Below are 17,441 nucleotides of genomic sequence, written 5' to 3'. Positions count from 1 at the left end.
CCGGTGCCGCCGCCGGCCTTACCTTGATCGGGCCGGAAAAGGTAGCGAGGGGCGTTTCACATGCGACGTGTGATCATCTACGGCGGAACCGGCGGCATCGGCCTGGCGACCGCGCGGGCCCTGCGCGGCCGGGGTTATGCCCTGCATCTCGTCGCACGGGACGCAGACCGTCTGTCCCGCGCCGCGGACGAACTCGGCGAAACCACGTTCAGCGTCGCCGACATCGCGCAGGCCGACGTGTTTCCGGCGGTGATGGAGGCGGCGGGGCCGGACCTTGCGGGCCTCGTCTACGCCATCGGCACCATCAACCTGCGGCCGCTGGGCCGTCTGACACGGGCGGATGCCGAGAGCGATTTCCGGATCAACGCGCTGGGTGCGTTCTCGGCCGTGCAGTCCGCTGCGGCTGCGCTCAAGGCCGGCGCCGGCGAGGTCGGTACCGGGGTCGTGCTGTTCTCGACCGTTGCCGTCGCACAGGGATTTGCCGCCCACGCCTCGGTGGCGATGGCGAAAGGCGCCGTGGAGGGTCTCGCCCTGTCCCTGGCCGCGGAACTGGCCCCGCAGGTCCGCGTCAACGTGGTGGCGCCCTCACTGACCCAGACGCCGCTTGCCGCCGCGATCACCGGCAACGAGACGCTGGCGCAGGGGATCGCGGCGATGCATGCCCTTCAGCGTCTCGGACGTCCGGAGGATATCGGCGCCCTCGCGGCCTTCCTGATCTCGGACGAGGCGGCCTGGATCACCGGTCAGGTGATCGGCGTGGACGGTGGCCGCTCCGCCCTTCGCACCAAGGGGTGAGGCAGTGCCGAACGGACGGCGCAGCGCCGGGGGCGCGGGACGGACGCTCCGCTTCATCCTGGGCGATCAGCTCACCCGCCCGATCTCCAGCTTGAGCGATCTCGACCCGGAGCGCGATGTCGTGCTGATGGTCGAGGTGCGGGACGAGGCGACGTATGTCCGGCATCACAAGCAGAAGATCGCGTTTCTGTTCGCCGCCATGCGCCATTTCGCGGCGGGCCTGGAAGCGGAGGGGGTCGCCGTCGCGTATGTTCGGCTGACCGACCCGGACAACACCGGCCGCTTCACCGGCGAACTCGAACGGGCGATCGAGCGGTACAATCCGGATCGCGTCGTTGTCACCGAGCCCGGCGAGTGGCGGGTGCTGCAGATGATGCAGGACTGGCGCGAGACCCTGTCGGTGCCGGTGGATATCCGGGACGACAACCGCTTCCTGTGCCCGCGCCAGGATTTCGCCCGCTGGGCCGAGGGCCGTCATCACCTCCGGATGGAGACCTTCTACCGCGGCATGCGCCGGCGCACCGGCCTCCTCATGGATTCGGGCGAGCCTTCGAGCGGGCGCTGGAACTTCGACTCGGAGAATCGCAAGCGTCTGCCCAAGAAGCATCGACCGCCGGATCGGATCGGCTTCCAGCCGGACTCGATCACCCGCGAAGTCATCGCCCTGGTAGAGCAGGAATTCGGTGACCATTTCGGCGATCTCGCCGGCTTCTCCTGGCCGGTGACGCGGGCCGACGCGCTGGCGGCCCTCCAACACTTCCTCGTGCACTGCCTCCCGATCTTCGGCGATTTCCAGGATGCGATGAAGACCGGCGCACCGTTCCTGTACCATGCGCTACTCTCGCCAGCCCTCAACGCCGGTCTCCTGACGGCGGAGGAAGTCTGTTGGGCCGCCGAGCGAACTTACCGGGACGGCGCGGCACCGCTGCATTGTGTCGAGGGGTTCATCCGGCAGATCCTGGGCTGGCGGGAATACGTCCGCGGCCTCTACTGGGCTCGGATGCCCGACTACCGTGAGACCAACGCCCTCGAAGCCGGCCGGGATCTGCCGTGGTTCTACTGGTCCGGCGAGACGGCCCTCAACTGCATCGCGCAGGTCGTGTCCGATACACGTGCCCACGCGTACGCCCACCATATCCAGCGCCTGATGGTGACCGGCAACTTCGCTCTGATCGCAGGCTTGGACCCGGCCCAGGTCGAGGAATGGTACCTGATCGTCTTCGCCGACGCCTACGAATGGGTGGAACTGCCCAACGTGCACGGCATGGTGCTGTGGGCCGACGGCGGCGTCATGGGCTCCAAGCCCTACGCGGCCTCGGGCGCCTACATCGACCGGATGTCGGATTACTGCGCAGCTTGCAGCTATGACGTGAAGCTCAAGTCCGGTCCCGACGCCTGCCCGTTCAACTATCTCTACTGGAACTTCCTGATCGAGAACGAGGACCGGCTCGCCGGGAACCAGCGAATGACCATGCCGTACCGAACCCTGCACGGCATGGCGGACGAACGGCGCGCGGAAATCCGCAGGGATGCGGCGATCTTCCTGGCCTCGCTATCCGACCCGGCACCGGGTCACCAGGGCGTCCAGACCGAGAGTGCCACGTAGGGGGATGCCCGGCGCCCACCGCTCTCCGCTTGAAGGCCGACGGAGACGCGCGCGCTGAATCGGCCCACATCGAAGTCTGTCCCGTGCAGGCCGAAATTCCACTTCTGATAGCCGGTGGCATCGAGGTAGGCGCTCACCTCAGGACCGAGATAGGCTCCCCATAGGCGATAGCCTCCGGCGACACGCATCCACAGGCTGTCCCGCGCCGAACCCGCGACCGCCGTCGCCTGCACGAGCGTCATCTCCGTGGGGCGCGCCCAGACCTCGCCGTGCAGTCGCAGGCCTGGCTGGCACGGCAGCGGCACGAAGCCATGCCCGTCTGTCACGATCTCCGTCGTGATCTCCGGTCCCGCATAAATCGCGGCCACGCCCCAATCGAACAACCACTGATAGCCGAAGACGGCTGCTGCGCCGGCCGTGTAGCGCCGGCGCGAAACACCGGAACTGCTCTCGTCACGCCGTCCACCCCCGACGCTCGCCAGGGCGACGAAGCCGTCGTGATCGAGGGATTCAAGGCCGCGTTTGGCGCCCAGGGTGACGAAATGTGCGGCTCCTGCATCAAGGCTGCCGAACAGCAACGTATCGACCTCCCCGGCGCTGACGGCGGCGGCGCAGACCACGCAGCAGCCACTGGCCAGGGCGAGTTGAATCGCAAATCGGCAGTTCCATTGTGGATGAGGCAAGCTTCGCACGATTCGCGCCTTCGCGGAGGCGGCATCGTGCCAATGTTGACCCGTGAGACAAATCGAATTTCTGCAGAAGATCTGTCGGAACGGCGCAACTCCACAACGCGGTTCGGGACGACGCGCAGAAAAAATGCGCGCTGGACCATCATGTTTACTTGAGCGTTGAATGAAACCTTGGTGGCGACCTCAGATAGGGTGCCGCCGCTGGTGCGGGGGCGCACCGTCGCAAAGCCGCCGTGCTTGGCGTGCCCTATGATCTCGGCTAGAGCCCCCCGCAGGACAGCGAAGGTTGGCGGATCCTTGACCTCCGGTGCACGAACGTCGGACGTCCTCACCGTGCTGGCGAGCCAGGAGGGCGATCGCCTCACCGTGGGGGACATTGTCGCGGTCCTACGGGATCGCGCCTTCGCGCTGCTCGTCGTCCTGCTCGGCTTGCCGAACTGCTTGCCGATGCCGCCGCCGATCCCGCTGATCTGCGGCCTGCTGCTGCTGCTCGTCGCTGTCCAGATCGCGGCCGGGATGTCGGCGCCCTGGTTGCCGCGGATGCTGCTCGGCCGCTCCATCGCCCTGGCGGACGTGCGGCGGGCCGTGACGCGCGCGGTGCCGGTCCTGCGGCGCCTGGAGCGCTGGTCGCGCCCCCGGGTCAGTGTCTTCGAGACCGCGCTCGGCATGCGCGGAATGGGCATCGCCCTGCTGGCGCTCGCCCTCGCGCTGATCGTGGCCGCGCCCATCGTGGGACAAATACCCCTGGGGCTCGCGGTCTGCCTGGTCGGCCTCGGCCTCGTCGAGCGGGACGGGCTCGTGGTGATCGGCGGGCTCGTGATCGGCCTGTTCGGCGTCGCCATCAACGCCGGCTTCGCCTATGCGGTCATCGCCGGGATCCTCGGTCTCCTGAACCTTTGAACGAACCCGTCAGAGGCGGTAACGGATCTGGTCGGTCCAGAAGCGTTCGAGGCGGCCGAGCGCCTGATTGAGGCGGTTGAAATCGTCATCCGAGATGCCGCCGATCGGCGCGATCGTGCGGGCATGCTTGTCGTACAGGCCCTGGATGATCTCGTGCACCTGCCGGCCCTTGTCGGTCAGGCTGATCCGGACCGAACGGCGATCGGTCTTGGAGCGGGCATGGTGCAGGTAGCCGGCCTCGACGAGCTTCTTCACGTTGTAGGAGACGTTCGACCCGAGGTAGTAGCCCTTCGTCCGCAGCTCGCTGGCGGTGAGTTCCTTGTCGCCGATGTTGTAGAGGAGCAGGGCCTGGACGCTGTTGACGTCCTCGCGGCCGCGACGCTCGAATTCGTCCTTGATCACGTCGAGGAGCCTGCGGTGCAGGCGTTCCACCAGGTGGAGGGCCTCCAGGTACGAGCCCTTGGTGGCCGCCGCCTCCTCGGGGGCCTCGATCGTCGCGACTCGGGCGCTCTGGGTCTTCATCACTGCCTCGCCATCCGATGCTGCCGTCTCCGTACAATGCGGGGCGGCTGATGTTGGTGAAGCTACGGCTCGGGAATGAAAGGCGATTTAAGCGACAGGATGAATTCGCGATTTACTCTTCGCGGTAAAGACAAACTGAAGCGAAGATGAGAAGAGTTCGTTCACCGTGCTTCCTGTGCCGCCAGCCAGGACAGCAGGAAGTACAGGGCCACGACACAGATCCCGAATACGAGCAGCGGAACGGGCGTCGGTAGAAGTTGCGGGGTCAGAACCGCGAGCGTCATCGCCGAAGTCACGGCGAGCAGCCAGATCACGCCGCCCCACGCGCTGGTCAGCCACAGGCCGATGGCCGCGGCCGCATCGATCACCGCGAAGTAGACGATCGCCGACTGCCGGCCGAACGGCTCGGCTTCGAACGCGCGGGAACCCGGCAGGACGTCGAGGATGGTCGCCCAGGCCAGGACGCTCTTGACCAGCCAGACGAGCGCCGTGAGCCGCATGAACCAGATCAGCACCGTGTCCCAAGTCCCGGGCGCGGGCCCCTGCGCGCGCTCGATCCGGTCGGACGGGATCTCGCCGGGCCTCGGAGCCTTGCGCCGGGTCGGAAGGTAGCCAGCCACTAAGGCACGCTCGCGGGGAGGGGGGTCCGGTTCATGTGGGCGGCCGGGATCCTGATCGGTGCGTGGGGGTCGCGCCGGTTTGAAGCCGTTCCGCCGCTCTGCGTCAACGGTCGGGTTTCACCGCGCCGGCCCGGTGTGCTAGTCCGACGCTTCCGGCGCCCTGCGCCGCGCGATCCGCGGCACGGCCGCGCGAACGATAGCGAAGCCGCATGTCAGACACCTTGCCAGAGCCGCGCCCCATCGCCCGGGAGGCCGCCCGCGAGGGGGGCCGCGTCGAGGGGCTGAAGATCACCCAGCGTCCGCGCCGCAACCGCAAGGCGGAGTGGTCGCGCCGTCTGGTCCGGGAGCACACGCTCACCGTCGATGACCTGATCTGGCCGATGTTCGTGATCGAGGGCACAAGTCGGCGCGAGCCGATCGCCTCCATGCCGGGGGTCGAGCGGCTTTCGGTGGACGAGATCGTGCGCGAGGCCGAGCGCGCGGCGCGGCTGGGCATCCCGGCGGTCGCCTTCTTCCCCTTCACCGAGGTGGAGTTGCGGGACCCGACCGGGTCCGAGGCGCTCAACGCCAACAACCTCGTCTGCCGGGCCGTGCGCGCCGTGAAGCAGGCGGTGCCCGAAATCGGCATCATGACCGACGTGGCCCTCGATCCCTACACCAGCCACGGCCACGACGGGCTGATGCGCGACGGGGCGATCCTCAACGACGAGACCGTGGCGGTCCTCGTGGAGCAGAGCCTGATCCAGGCCGAAGCCGGGACCGACATCATCGCGCCCTCCGACATGATGGACGGCCGTGTCGGCGCGATCCGGGCCGGGCTCGACAAGGCCGGCTTCCTCGATGTCCAGATCATGGCGTACGCGGCCAAGTATGCCAGCGCGTTCTACGGGCCGTTCCGCGACGCGATCGGCACCAAGGCGGCCCTGATCGGCGACAAGCGCACCTACCAGATGGATCCGGGCAACTCGGCCGAGGCCCTCCGCGAGGTTCGCCTCGATCTGGACGAGGGGGCCGACTCGGTGATGGTGAAGCCCGGACTGCCGTATCTCGACATCATTCGCCGGGTCCGGGACGAGTTCCAGGTGCCGACCTTCGCCTACCAGGTCTCCGGCGAATACGCGATGATCGAGGCTGCGGCCCGCAACGGCTGGCTCGACGGCGACCGGGCGATGGTCGAGGCGCTGCTCGCCTTCAAGCGCGCCGGAGCCGACGGCGTCCTCACCTATCACGCCCCGCGGGTCGCCGAGCGGCTGCGCCGCCAGCCGTGAGATCCACCCACCGCTGGCTCCTCGCCGCCGCGGTGTCGGCGGGATTCCTGGGGGGATTGGCGGCCTGTCAGGACACGCTGCGCCGGGAGCGCGTGGCCACGTGCCGGCGCGCCCTGCCGGCCGTCGTGCCGCAAGCCGACATCCGGCTGCTGCGGGCCGCACCGGGGTCGGCGATCAATACGGTGCGGGTCGATTACGCGGACGGGGACCGGCAGCGCTGGCTGACCTGCCGCTTCGACGCGGGGGCGACGCTGGTCGCGCTCGTGACCGAGGGGGCGAACCTGTCCGGACCGTCGCTGTACATGCTGAAGCGCTTCTACCTCGACACGCCGGACGCCGAAGCCGCCGATCCGGGCCAGCGCTGAGGCGGCGGCGCGCCCGATACCCTTGCGGACGCCGGCGGTGCCTCCCACCTTTCGTCCGCAGCCTCGCTTGCAGGACGCGACACCATGCAGAACCCTCAACCCGGTTACGCGCAGCGCTTCGACACGGCTCGTTACGCCGACTCGCTCCCGGTGCCCTTCGTGCGGGCGAGCCTGGGCGGCCGCGCGGTCGCGTACCTGCTCGACATCCTGTTCATCTTCGGCTTCACGGCCCTGCTGACGCTGGTGATCACGGTGATCGGCGTCGTCACGTTCGGGCTGGGCTGGACCCTGTTCGCGGTGCTGCCGGCGAGCGGCATCATCTACAGCGCCATCACGGTGGGCGGCCCGAAGCAGAGCACGATCGGTCAGCGGCTGATGGGGCTTCGCGTCGTCGCGCCGGAGACCGGCGCGCGGGTCGACATCATCACGGCGGCCGTCCACGCCCTGCTGTTCTACGTGGCGATCTCGACCTTCCTGCTCTGGTGCGTCGACGTCGTCTTCGGGCTGGTGCGGTCCGATCGGCGGCTCGGGCACGACCTGCTGCTGGGTCTCGCGGTCGTCCCCGCGCGCTGAGGACGTCGTGACGCGACGAAAAACTCGCGGGGCGGCCGGACGAGGGCATTGAGCCCGGCCGCGCCGCCTGTACACTGGTATGCCGGCGCCGAGAGGACGCATCCGGCGCAGGGTCCAGAAGAAGCGTGACCAGCCATCCTCGCGATACGCCGCAGTTCTATCTCACCGCGCCCTCGCCGTGCCCCTATCTCCCGGGCCAGGAGGAGCGGAAAGTCTTCACCCATCTCGTCGGACGCCGGGCTCGGGACCTCAACGAGATCCTGACGCAGGGCGGTTTCCGCCGCTCCCAGACCATCGCGTACCGCCCGGCTTGCGAGACGTGCCGTGCCTGCGTCTCGGTGCGCGTCGTCGTCGAGGAATTCGAGCCGAGCGCGAGCCAGCGGCGCATCCTCGGCCGCAACGCGGACTGGGTCGGCACGCCGGAACCGAACCGTCCGGCCTCCGAGCAGTACGCCCTGTTCCGCCGTTATCTCGACGCGCGTCACGGCGATGGCGGCATGGTCGACATGACCGTGCTCGACTACGCCATGATGATCGAGGACAGCCACGTGGACACGCACTTGGTGTCGTATCGCCGGCACGGTCCGGATACGGCGATTACCGGGCGCGGCTCGGGTCCGCCCCTGGCCTTCTGCCTGACGGATGTCCTCGCCGACGGATTGTCGATGGTCTACTCCTTCTACGATCCCCAGGAAGCCGGACGCTCGCCGGGGACGTTCATGATCCTCGACCATATCCGCCGGGCCCGGCAGCTCGGCCTGCCGTACCTGTATCTCGGCTACTGGGTCGAGGGCTCGCGCAAGATGGACTACAAGTCCCGCTTCCGGCCCCAGGAGCGGTTGCTGGGGCAGGGATGGGTGCGGGCGGACTGACGCTCGGCACAGGCTGCCTCACGGGCATGGCCGATCCGCATTGAGCGGCCGGGGTACCGCATGCTACCGGCCTCGCACGCAGTTCTGCCCGTGCCGAGGCCCCCATGATCCCCCGCTACAGCCGCCCCGCGATGACGGCGATCTGGTCGCCCGAGAGCCGGTTCCGCATCTGGTTCGAGATCGAGGCGCACGCCACCACGGCCCTGGCCGAGATCGGCGTCGTGCCGAAGGCCGCCGCCGAGACCGTCTGGGCCAAGGGCAAGGACGCGGTCTTCGATGTCGCCCGCATCGACGCGATCGAGGCGGTGACCAAGCACGACGTGATCGCGTTCCTGACGCACCTCGCCGAGATCGTCGGCCCCGAGGCGCGGTTCGTCCATCAGGGCATGACCTCCTCGGACGTCCTCGACACCTGCCTCAACGTGCAGCTCGTGCGCGCCGCCGACATCCTCATCGCCGACGTGGACGCCCTGCTCGGCGCCCTGAAGGCCCGCGCCGTGGAGCACAAGCTCACCCCGACCATCGGCCGCTCGCACGGCATCCACGCCGAGCCCGTCACGTTCGGCTTGAAGCTCGCCCAGGCCTACGCCGAGTTCGAGCGCAACCGGGCCCGTCTGGTCGCCGCCCGCGCGGAGGTCGCGACCTGCGCGATCTCGGGGGCCGTGGGCACCTTCGCCAATATCGACCCGCGGGTGGAACAGTACGTCGCGGAGCGGATGGGCCTGACGCCCGAACCGGTCTCCACCCAGGTCATCCCGCGGGACCGCCACGCCCAATTCTTCGCCACCCTCGGCGTCGTCGCGTCGTCCCTGGAGCGGTTGGCCATCGAGATCCGCCACCTTCAGCGCACGGAGGTCCTGGAGGCCGAGGAGTTCTTCTCCGAAGGCCAGAAGGGCTCCTCGGCGATGCCGCACAAGCGCAATCCCGTGCTCACCGAGAACATCACCGGTCTGGCCCGGATGGTGCGGGGCTACGTCACGCCGGCCCTGGAAAACGTCGCCCTCTGGCACGAGCGCGACATCTCGCACTCCTCGGTCGAGCGGATGATCGGCCCCGACGCCACCGTCACCCTGGATTTCGCCCTGGCCCGCATGACCGGCGTGATCGAGAAGCTGCTGATCTACCCGGCCAACATGCAGAAGAACCTCGACCGCCTCGGCGGCCTCGTCCACTCGCAGCGCGTGCTGCTGGCGCTCACGCAGGCCGGCGTGTCGCGCGAGGATTCCTACCGGCTGGTCCAGCGCAACGCGATGCCGGTCTGGCGCGGGGAAGGGGACTTCCTAGCGCTCCTGAAGGCCGATCCCGAGGTGACCGCCGCGCTCGCGCCGGAACAGATCGAGGAATGCTTCGATCTCGGCTACCACTTCAAGCACGTGGACACGATCTTCTCGCGGGTGTTCGGCGCCGCCTGAGCGCGCCGCACGATTCCTGCTTGGACCCGCGACGAACACAGGAAGGCAACCCGTGACCGCTGCTCGCATCGTCTATCTCAACGGCGCGTTCCTCCCCTTCGAGGAGGCGCGCGTGCCGATCATGGATCGCGGCTTCCTGTTCGCGGACGGCATCTACGAGGTCTCGGCGATCATCGACGGCCGCCTCGTCGACAACGCCGCGCACCTCGCCCGCCTCGACCGGTCACTCGGGGAGATCGGTATCCGCAATCCCCACGATGCCGCCGGCTGGGAGCGCCTGCAGACCGAACTCGTCGCCCGCAACGGCGTCACCGAGGGCCTCGTCTACATGCAGGTGACCCGCGGCGTGGCCGAGCGCGACTTCGCGTTTCCGAAGGCCGGCACCGAGCCCACCGTGATGATGTTCACGCAGGCCAAGATCGTGCTGGCCAACCCGCTGGCGGAGAGCGGCGCCCGGATCATCACCGTCGAGGACCTGCGCTGGAAGCGCCGGGACATCAAGTCCGTCGCCCTGCTGGCGCAGGTGCTCGCCAAGCAGCAGGCGGCGGAGGCCGGCGTCGCGGAGGCGTGGATGGTCGAGGACGGGGCGGTGACGGAGGGCTCGTCCTCCACGGCCTTCATCGTCAGCCGAGAGCGCGTGCTCGTCACCCGGCCGCTCTCGACGGCGCTGCTGCCCGGCATCACGCGCGCCTCGGTGCTGCGCCTGGCTCAGGAGGCGGATCTCCGGATCGAGGAGCGCCTGATCCCGGTGGACGAAGCCTACGCGGCGCAGGAGGCGTTCTACACCAGCGCCTCGGCCTTCGTGATGCCGGTGGTGCAGATCGATGGGCGCCAGATCGGGGAGGGCCGTCCCGGACCGCTCACCCGGCGGTTGCGGGCGCTGTACATCGAGGCCGCCCGTCGAGGCTGAGCGCCGCCCGGATCGGACCAAGCCCCCCTAAACGCGGCCTCTGCCGGCGCCGCAGCCAGGAACGGATCCGGGCTCCGGCTGTTCCTTCCCGAATTCGTGTCTCGAACCGGGGAGGCCAATCGTGCCCAAGAAGCTTCTGCTCGCCGCACTCGTGGTGCCGCTGCTCGCGGCGCCTGCGAGCGCCCAGACGTCCGACAAGTCGCTGCCGCCGTCGAATCAGACGCCGCCGGATCGCGTGCGTCCGAGCGCCGATGCCCCGCCCAAGGATCAGTCGCTCAGCGACAAGCTTCAGCAGAACGACGGTGTGATCAAGCCGCCGGAATCGGGCACGACCGGGACCGTGGTGAAACCGGATCAGTCCGGCTCCATGCCGGTGATCAAGCCGCAGGAACTACCCGGCCGCGCCCCCGGAACCGAGGCGAAATAGTCGCGTCGCTCCGCCCGGCCGGCAGCAATGCGGGCGGATTGCTTGATTTCGCCGCCCGGATCGCGGAAACGGCTCAGGACGTAGGCCGCCTTCACCCGTTGGTGGCCCTCGTCCCGGTTTCCGTCGCGGGTAAGCAGGCAGGCATGGCCAACGTCGTCGTTGTGGGCGCCCAGTGGGGCGACGAGGGCAAGGGCAAGATCGTCGACTGGCTCTCGGAGCAGGCCGACATCGTCGTCCGCTTCCAGGGCGGGCACAATGCCGGGCACACGCTCGTCATCGACGGCAAGACCTACAAGCTGGCGTTGCTGCCGTCGGGCGTCGTGCGCGGCGGGAAGCTGTCGGTCATCGGCAACGGCGTCGTGGTCGATCCCTGGCACCTCGTCGACGAAATCGCGCGCATCAAAGCGCAGGGCGTCGAGGTCTCGCCCGCCTCGTTGCGGATCGCCGACAACGCCACGCTGATCCTGCCGCTCCATCGCGAGCTGGACCACTTCCGTGAGACGGCGAATGCCGGCCTGAAGATCGGCACCACCAAGCGCGGCATCGGTCCGGCCTACGAGGACAAGGTCGGGCGTCGGGCGATCCGCGTGGTCGACCTCGCCGACCCCGACGCGCTGCCGGCCAAGATCGAGCGCGTGCTGACCCACCACAACGCCCTGCGGCGCGGCCTCGGGATCGACGAGGTGAACGCCGAGGCTCTGCTGGCCGAGCTGAAGGCCATCGCCCCGGAGATCCTGCCCTATGCCGACACGGTCTGGGCGCTGCTCGACGAGGAGCGTCGGGCGGGCAAGCGTATCCTGTTCGAGGGCGCACAGGGCGCCCTGCTCGATGTCGATCACGGGACCTACCCGTTCGTGACCTCGTCGAACATCGTGGCCGCCCAGGCCGCCACCGGATCGGGCCTCGGCCCAGGGGCGATCGGCTACGTGCTGGGTATCGCCAAGGCGTACACGACCCGCGTGGGCGAGGGGCCGTTCCCGACCGAGCTGTTCGACGAGATCGGCGAGACCATCGGCAGCCGCGGCCGCGAATTCGGCGTCAACACGGGGCGGAAGCGCCGCTGCGGCTGGTTCGACGCGGTGCTGGTGCGCCAAACCGTCCGCACCTCGGGCATCCACGGGATCGCACTCACGAAGCTCGACATCCTCGACGGGTTCGAGGAGATCCGCGTCTGCACCGGCTACAAGCTGGATGGCCAGACCATCGACCATCTGCCGGCGAGCCAAGCCGCGCAGGCCCGCGTCGAGCCCATCTACGAGGTCATCCCGGGTTGGTCCGAGACCACTGCGGGGGCGCGATCCTGGGCGGATCTACCGGCGCAGGCGATCAAGTATGTCCGCCGCATCGAAGAGCTGATCGGGTCGCCGGTGGCCCTGCTGTCGACATCGCCCGAGCGCGACGACACGATCCTGATGCACAACCCGTTCGAGGATTGACGCACCGCGTGCAATCCCGTTGACGATACACCTTTTCGATTGTCCAGGCCGCGCCGACTTGATCTAGAAGGGGCACGGCTCGACGATGGGCTCCGACCACTCACAATCAGACACGACGAACACCGGGCGGATGCGGCTCCGCGCGGTGAGGAAGCGACATCACCGGCCGACGGCTGTGACCGACCCCGTCGGGCGAGAGCGGCCCTCGGCCCCCGGCCGCCGTCCGGTGGGGCCGGACGGTGGCCGAAGGGGCGGACCAGGGCATCATGGCCGATTACTACCCTCTTCTGGCACGCGCGCTCGACGCGTTGCCCGATCGAACACCCGCCCTGCGCAAGGCGGTCTACGATCGCGCGCGCAATGCCTTGATCGGCCAGCTCCGCTCCCTCGATCCGCCGCTCTCGGAAGCCGATATCGATCTGGAGCGGCGGGCCCTCGACGCCGCCATCGAGCGTCTCGAAGTGGATTACGGCGGCCTTCCGGCCCCGGCCAATGACGCCGCGCAGGTGGCCGAGGCGGTCGGATCTCCGGTCTCGCCCACGGACGTACCGGAACCCTCGCCCCCGCAGCCGCCGCAGCCCGCCGCGCTGCCGGAGCCGGGTCTGCCGATGGCGAAGCCGCCCTTCGAGGCGCCGGTGCATAATCCGGACGTGCAACCGGAGCCCCGCGAGGCTGCGATCGCGATCACGTCGCGCCGGGCCGGTTCGACCCACCCGGCCACGGTCGAAGAGCCGGACGTCACCCCGTCTCCATCGATCGCCGACGATGCCGATCCGGCTGCCGCCGCGACCGACGCCGGCAATGGCCGTCAGCGACCCCGCATCGAGGTGGTGCCGCCGCGTGCGGGCCGATCGCGGATGCTGCGCAACGTCTTCGTCGGCAGCGTTCTCGCGCTGGTGATCGGCCTGATCGCCGTCGCGGCCTTTTTGCTTCGTGATCGGCCGCAGACCCTGCCATCGAGCGGGACGGAAACGGCGGACACCCAGCAATCCGATATCGAGACCAAGTTCGGCGATCGGGTCGGCGGCGACGCCGTGCCGGCTCCGAAGGCCGCGCCCCGTCCCGAGGGCAACATGCCTCCGCGCGCCGCGGCGTCGCCGACTGACCCGAGCATCGCGGTCGCCCAGCGCGCCGAACTGATCGAGGAGGCGACGGGTGCCGAGGGTGGCCAGCCCACGGCCAGTCCAGGCCGGGTGACGTGGCGGCTCGACACGGTGAACGGCGAACAGGGTCAGCCGCTCCAGAATGCCGTGGTGGCGACGGTGACCATCCCCAACGCGGGGCTCACGCTGGTGCTGACGATCCAGCGCAATCTCGACACCACGCTGCCGGCCTCGCACACGGTGAGCCTCGCCTTCAGCCAGACGGCCGGCACGGAGCCCGCCCGCGTCGTGCAGGATGTCGGATTGTTGCAGGCCAAGGACGAGCAGAGCGCCCGCGGTTCCCCGGTCTCGGGGCTTCCCGTCCGCGTCCGCGACAACCTGTTCCTGATCGGCCTGTCGTCGCTCCAGAACGACGTGGAGCGCAACACCGACCTGCTGCTCCACAAGAACTGGTTCGATCTGGCCCTGCGCTACACCTCCGGCCGCAGAGCGGTGCTGACCTTCGAGAAGGGGTCGGCGGGGGCGCAGGTCATGCAGAGCGCTTTCGACGCCTGGCAGTAAGAGGCCTGCGCGGCGTCCACGCCGGGGACCGGTGCGCGGCAGGGCGCACCGGTCCGGACCCGATCAGTGGGCTTCGATGCCCGGCCGGGGCAGCTCGCGGCTGGCGATGTTGCGCTTGACCGCCTCCTGCACCTTCTCGAAGGCGCGCACCTCGATCTGCCGGACACGCTCGCGCGACACCCCGAACTCGCCCGACAGGTCTTCCAGCGTGATCGGATCCTCGGCCAGGCGTCGCGCCTCGAAGATGCGGCGCTCACGCGGGTTCAGCACGCTCAACGCGTCCCGAAGAGCCGAGAGGCGGTTCTGTCCTTCCTGCTCGCGGGCCAGGACGGTCTCCTGGCTCGGCGCGTTGTCCACGAGCCAATCCTGCCACTCGCCTTCGCCCTCTTCGCGGAGGGGGGCATTGAGCGACGTGTCGCCGGAGAGGCGCCGGTTCATGTCGATCACGTCCTGCTCGGGCACACCGAGGCGGGTGGCGATCTGTTTCACCTGATCGGGCTTGAGATCGCCCTCGTCCAGGGCCGAGATCTTGCCCTTGGCCTTGCGCAGGTTGAAGAACAGCTTCTTCTGGTTCGCCGTGGTGCCCATCTTCACCAGCGACCACGAGCGCAGGATGTATTCCTGGATCGCGGCCTTGATCCACCACATGGCATAGGTGGCCAAGCGGAAGCCCTTGTCGGGATCGAAGCGCTTGACCGCCTGCATCAGGCCGACATTGCCCTCCGACACGACCTCGCCGATCGGCAGGCCGTAGCCGCGGTAGCCCATGGCGATCTTGGCGACGAGACGCAGGTGCGACGTCACGAGACGATGTGCGGCCTCGCGGTCGCCGGCGTCGCGCCAGCTCTTGGCGAGGGTGAACTCTTCCGTCGGCTCCAGCATCGGGAACTTGCGGATCTCATCGAGGTAGCGCGACAGGCCACCTTCGTTGGCGAGCACGGGCAGCGTACCGGCCATGGCAATCTCCTGGACCTATGTCCCCCTGACGGGCGGACGCGACGGGCAACAGTGCCGTCTACTCGGGCCGCTCTTGAGCCGACCCTGCCGGCTACCCATGTCATACAGGTAAGCCGCGCGGCCCGGTAGCGATCGAGGACACTCACGTCGTCGTAAACGCGCCACCAGCCGATTTGGTCGTACCATGTCACGATGTGACGCGGTTCGCTGTGACCTTTCGCACGCGGGCGGTGCTCGGTTACACACCCACCGCGGGTTCGCCTTCCGCCCGCAGGGCGTCGACAAGCGTGGCCATCGGGACCGGAACAGCGCTCTCGAACCGAAGGGTCTCGCCGGTCCGCGGATGGCTGAAGCCGAGCAGTTCGGCGTGCAGCGCCTGCCGGTCGAGCGCGGCCAGCGCGGCGCGGGCATCCGGCGTCAGACGCGCGGCTTTGGTGCGGTAGGCGCCGCCGTAGACGGCGTCGCCGAGGAGCGGATGGCCGCGGTGGGCGAGATGGACGCGGATCTGGTGGGTCCGTCCGGTTTCCAACTGACACCGCACCAGGGCGGCTTCCCGGTAGGTCTCGGTCACGGTGTAATGCGTCACCGCGTGGCGGCCGGAGCCCTCGGAGACCACCGCGATCTTCTCGCGATGGTAGCGGGAGCGCGCGAGATGCGCCCGGATGGTGCCGGCGCGCGGCTGCGGCTGACCCCACACCACCGCCGCGTAGGCCCGTTCCAGCGGACCGGTCCGGCCGTGGTCGGCGAATTGCGCCGTGAGGCCCTGATGTGCAGTGTCGTTCTTCGCCACGACGATCAGGCCGCTCGTGTCCTTGTCGAGGCGATGAACGATGCCCGGCCGCCGGACGCCGCCGATCCCCGACAGGCTGGACCCGCAATGGGCGATCAGCGCGTTGACCAGCGTCCCGCTCTCGTGGCCGGGCGCCGGATGGACGACGAGACCGGCCGGCTTGTCGATGACGATGAGATCGTCATCCTCGTACACGATCGAGAGGTCTGCCGCCTCCGCCGCCGGTTCGGCCGGTGCGGCCGGGGGGAGGTGCAGCACGATCCGCGCCCCGGCCGCGACCTTCCCCGCGGAGTCGCGGACGACGCTTCCATCCCGCTCGACGCGGCCGTCACGGACGAGGCCCTGCAGGCGGGCGCGGGATAGATCCGGAAACAGCGCCACCAGCGCGCGGTCGAGCCGCGCGCCGCCGTCCGCGACGATACCGATCCGTTCCTCAGCGCCGCTCTCCACCATGCCCCCTGTCCGTATCCGATCTGAGCCGTCGCGGCGGATTTCCGCGCGAAAGCCCTTGCTCCCCCGGCGCCCCGTGGCTATAGCACCCCCGCGCCGCCGGAAAGCTCCCATCGTCTAGCGGTCTAGGACGTCGCCCTCTCACGGCGAAAACAGGGGTTCGATTCCCCTTGGGAGCGCCACCGGCGCCAGCGGGTTCTGCCGCTCGGTACAACACAGCATCACACCATCACAGTATCGATGCGGCTGCCATCGTACGCAGTCCGGAAAGATGCGATGGGACGAGTGCTATCCGTCCCACGATCCTCCTTCGTGCAACCGAACATCCTTGCGGTATGCAGCTGCGCAGTGGCTGAGCCAGGATGTGCCGGCCGATCCGCGCAACGGAACGAAGCTGACGCGCGCCGCCGGGACTGATTTCACAGCGTCGCGGTGTCTTATCCTGTTGGCTCATGCGCCCATCCGGATCCATGTGGGGTCGGAGCGCTCGCCGCGTGGACTTTTCTCCCCCCGACCGGACGCACTGCGCGTCGATGCCGTCGCGCATTCCGACGCCGCCGACGTATGAGCTCTGAGGTGGTGGAAACGCGTGCCGTGATCGCTATCGGGCCTTTCGCTCCGGCATCTCGCCTTGCGCAGCAGGCCAGCTCTCGTGGCGGCGGCCGCGTGTCAGGCCTTTGGGTAGCACCAAGTCGGAGCTCTGCTGACTACAGGTAGTGTAGACGCGCACCGCTCTCACGCCATCATGGTTTATACAAAATACGGATCCCGATGCGCGAGCGCTCGCTGAGATCTGACGGACCGGGGCGTTCCGGTGATCCTTCGCTTCGACTGGGAGATCATCACCGCTGAGTGCAGCTTGAGAACCGAGAATGGTCGCAGGCAGTCCTTGATCGATATCGATGCCTGCCATGATGCACGTATACCAGGGAAAATTGCGCCTGCCGCGGAACCCGATTGCGGGCGATCCGTTTGTGCCCCGCTGCCGACTGGGCAGATCTGAGAAGCTAGGGACGAGACCGAGCGTGACCGCGGACGTCGACCGGCATGAACTCCGGCAGATCATCGCCGGCCTGAGCGAGGGCGTGATCCTGGTCGAGCCCGACCAGACCATCGCCTACGCCAACGAGGCCGCCCTCGCGATGCACGGAGCCGGCAGCTTGGACGAGCTCGGGCCCACCGTCG

At 68.6% G+C, this 17,441-nt stretch carries 18 protein-coding genes and 1 tRNA gene; 14 read left to right on the top strand and 5 right to left on the bottom strand.

Annotated features, from left to right (window positions below):
* Positions 1-60 precede the first annotated feature (60 nt).
* Both MKK82_RS15630 and MKK82_RS15625 read left to right on the top strand, forming a co-directional pair.
* On the top strand, positions 61-795 hold the full coding sequence (locus MKK82_RS15630) for an SDR family NAD(P)-dependent oxidoreductase (RefSeq protein WP_238292045.1): 735 nt from the start codon (positions 61-63) through the stop codon (positions 793-795).
* Positions 796-799: 4 nt separating this feature from the next.
* Positions 800-2,401: a cryptochrome/photolyase family protein gene (locus tag MKK82_RS15625; protein ID WP_238292048.1), complete on the top strand. Its 1,602-nt coding sequence runs from the start codon at positions 800-802 to the stop codon at positions 2,399-2,401.
* Here MKK82_RS15625 and bcsS read toward each other — a convergent pair.
* Positions 2,368-2,979 (bottom strand): cellulose biosynthesis protein BcsS, encoded by a 612-nt coding sequence (bcsS, locus tag MKK82_RS15620; RefSeq protein ID WP_238292050.1) that lies wholly within the window; start codon positions 2,977-2,979, stop codon positions 2,368-2,370. The two genes, MKK82_RS15625 and bcsS, sit on opposite strands and share 34 nt — an antisense overlap.
* A 408-nt stretch (positions 2,980-3,387) precedes the next feature.
* Between bcsS and MKK82_RS15615 the strand changes: the two genes are divergently transcribed.
* Positions 3,388-3,990: an exopolysaccharide biosynthesis protein gene (locus tag MKK82_RS15615; protein WP_279603045.1), complete on the top strand. Its 603-nt coding sequence runs from the start codon at positions 3,388-3,390 to the stop codon at positions 3,988-3,990.
* A 9-nt stretch (positions 3,991-3,999) separates the two neighbouring features.
* On the opposite strand, the gene ldtR is transcribed toward MKK82_RS15615, so the two are convergent.
* Together ldtR and MKK82_RS15605 are read right to left on the bottom strand one after the other, a co-directional pair.
* The gene (ldtR, locus tag MKK82_RS15610) at positions 4,000-4,512 is read right to left on the bottom strand and encodes a transcriptional regulator LdtR (RefSeq protein ID WP_238292052.1); all 513 of its coding nucleotides are present in this window, start codon (positions 4,510-4,512) and stop codon (positions 4,000-4,002) included.
* A 161-nt stretch (positions 4,513-4,673) separates the two neighbouring features.
* Positions 4,674-5,132 carry a DUF6163 family protein gene (locus MKK82_RS15605; protein WP_373323388.1) on the bottom strand — a complete coding sequence of 153 codons (459 nt, stop codon included), beginning with the start codon at positions 5,130-5,132 and terminating at the stop codon, positions 4,674-4,676.
* A gap of 209 nt (positions 5,133-5,341) precedes the next feature.
* Here MKK82_RS15605 and hemB point away from each other — a divergent pair, with 209 nt between their 5' ends.
* The 9 genes from hemB (at position 5,342) to MKK82_RS15560 (ending at position 14,059) form a co-directional block, all read left to right on the top strand.
* Positions 5,342-6,400 (top strand): porphobilinogen synthase, encoded by a 1,059-nt coding sequence (gene hemB / locus MKK82_RS15600; RefSeq protein ID WP_238292053.1) that lies wholly within the window; start codon positions 5,342-5,344, stop codon positions 6,398-6,400.
* Positions 6,397-6,765 (top strand): hypothetical protein, encoded by a 369-nt coding sequence (locus tag MKK82_RS15595; RefSeq protein WP_238292055.1) that lies wholly within the window; start codon positions 6,397-6,399, stop codon positions 6,763-6,765. The genes hemB and MKK82_RS15595 overlap by 4 nt, the downstream gene beginning before the upstream one ends.
* Before the next feature lie 84 nt (positions 6,766-6,849).
* Positions 6,850-7,338 (top strand): RDD family protein, encoded by a 489-nt coding sequence (locus tag MKK82_RS15590; RefSeq protein ID WP_238292057.1) that lies wholly within the window; start codon positions 6,850-6,852, stop codon positions 7,336-7,338.
* A gap of 125 nt (positions 7,339-7,463) precedes the next feature.
* Positions 7,464-8,210, top strand: a complete 747-nt coding sequence (locus MKK82_RS15585; protein ID WP_238292060.1) for an arginyltransferase — start codon at positions 7,464-7,466, stop codon at positions 8,208-8,210.
* A gap of 104 nt (positions 8,211-8,314) precedes the next feature.
* A complete protein-coding gene (gene purB / locus MKK82_RS15580) occupies positions 8,315-9,622 on the top strand; it encodes an adenylosuccinate lyase (protein WP_238292062.1) in 1,308 nt (435 codons plus the stop codon).
* A 52-nt stretch (positions 9,623-9,674) separates the two neighbouring features.
* The gene (locus MKK82_RS15575; RefSeq protein ID WP_238292064.1) at positions 9,675-10,532 is read left to right on the top strand and encodes a D-amino-acid transaminase; all 858 of its coding nucleotides are present in this window, start codon (positions 9,675-9,677) and stop codon (positions 10,530-10,532) included.
* 121 nt (positions 10,533-10,653) lie between these two features.
* Entirely contained in the window at positions 10,654-10,959 is a 306-nt protein-coding gene (locus tag MKK82_RS15570) for a hypothetical protein (protein WP_238292065.1), read from the top strand.
* A gap of 143 nt (positions 10,960-11,102) precedes the next feature.
* A complete protein-coding gene (locus MKK82_RS15565; protein ID WP_243986229.1) occupies positions 11,103-12,395 on the top strand; it encodes an adenylosuccinate synthase in 1,293 nt (430 codons plus the stop codon).
* A gap of 266 nt (positions 12,396-12,661) precedes the next feature.
* On the top strand, positions 12,662-14,059 hold the full coding sequence (locus tag MKK82_RS15560) for a histidine kinase (RefSeq protein WP_238292069.1): 1,398 nt from the start codon (positions 12,662-12,664) through the stop codon (positions 14,057-14,059).
* 63 nt (positions 14,060-14,122) lie between these two features.
* Here MKK82_RS15560 and rpoH read toward each other — a convergent pair whose 3' ends face one another.
* Complete coding sequence (gene rpoH, locus MKK82_RS15555; protein ID WP_238292071.1) at positions 14,123-15,016, bottom strand: RNA polymerase sigma factor RpoH; 894 nt, start codon at positions 15,014-15,016, stop codon at positions 14,123-14,125.
* A gap of 238 nt (positions 15,017-15,254) precedes the next feature.
* Positions 15,255-16,259: an RluA family pseudouridine synthase gene (locus MKK82_RS15550; RefSeq protein WP_238292073.1), complete on the bottom strand. Its 1,005-nt coding sequence runs from the start codon at positions 16,257-16,259 to the stop codon at positions 15,255-15,257.
* A gap of 103 nt (positions 16,260-16,362) precedes the next feature.
* On the opposite strand from MKK82_RS15550, the gene MKK82_RS15545 reads away from it, so the two are divergent.
* Both MKK82_RS15545 and MKK82_RS15540 read left to right on the top strand, forming a co-directional pair.
* Positions 16,363-16,438: transfer RNA gene (locus MKK82_RS15545), tRNA-Glu, on the top strand.
* Between the two features lie 843 nt (positions 16,439-17,281).
* Positions 17,282-17,441, top strand: a 160-nt coding sequence (locus tag MKK82_RS15540) for a PAS domain-containing protein (RefSeq protein ID WP_243986233.1), incomplete at its 3' end; no start/stop codon positions are given.

It is taken from the genome of Methylobacterium sp. E-046 (genome assembly GCF_022829625.1).
Taxonomy (GTDB): Bacteria; Pseudomonadota; Alphaproteobacteria; order Rhizobiales; family Beijerinckiaceae; genus Methylobacterium; species Methylobacterium longum.
Note: the sequence above shows the minus strand (reverse complement) of the source record. Positions and strands in the feature narration are given on the sequence as shown.

Bases quoted from the DNA above. Each gene is read 5' to 3' on its own strand.
- rpoH (WP_238292071.1), bottom strand. From the start codon at position 15,016: ATGGCCGGTACGCTGCCCGTGCTCGCCAACGAAGGTGGCCTGTCGCGC.
- ldtR (WP_238292052.1), bottom strand. From the start codon at position 4,512: ATGAAGACCCAGAGCGCCCGAGTCGCGACGATCGAGGCCCCCGAGGAG.
- MKK82_RS15590 (WP_238292057.1), top strand. From the start codon at position 6,850: ATGCAGAACCCTCAACCCGGTTACGCGCAGCGCTTCGACACGGCTCGT.
- MKK82_RS15550 (WP_238292073.1), bottom strand. From the start codon at position 16,259: ATGGTGGAGAGCGGCGCTGAGGAACGGATCGGTATCGTCGCGGACGGC.
- MKK82_RS15560 (WP_238292069.1), top strand. From the start codon at position 12,662: ATGGCCGATTACTACCCTCTTCTGGCACGCGCGCTCGACGCGTTGCCC.
- MKK82_RS15630 (WP_238292045.1), top strand. From the start codon at position 61: ATGCGACGTGTGATCATCTACGGCGGAACCGGCGGCATCGGCCTGGCG.
- MKK82_RS15565 (WP_243986229.1), top strand. From the start codon at position 11,103: ATGGCCAACGTCGTCGTTGTGGGCGCCCAGTGGGGCGACGAGGGCAAG.
- purB (WP_238292062.1), top strand. From the start codon at position 8,315: ATGATCCCCCGCTACAGCCGCCCCGCGATGACGGCGATCTGGTCGCCC.
- hemB (WP_238292053.1), top strand. From the start codon at position 5,342: ATGTCAGACACCTTGCCAGAGCCGCGCCCCATCGCCCGGGAGGCCGCC.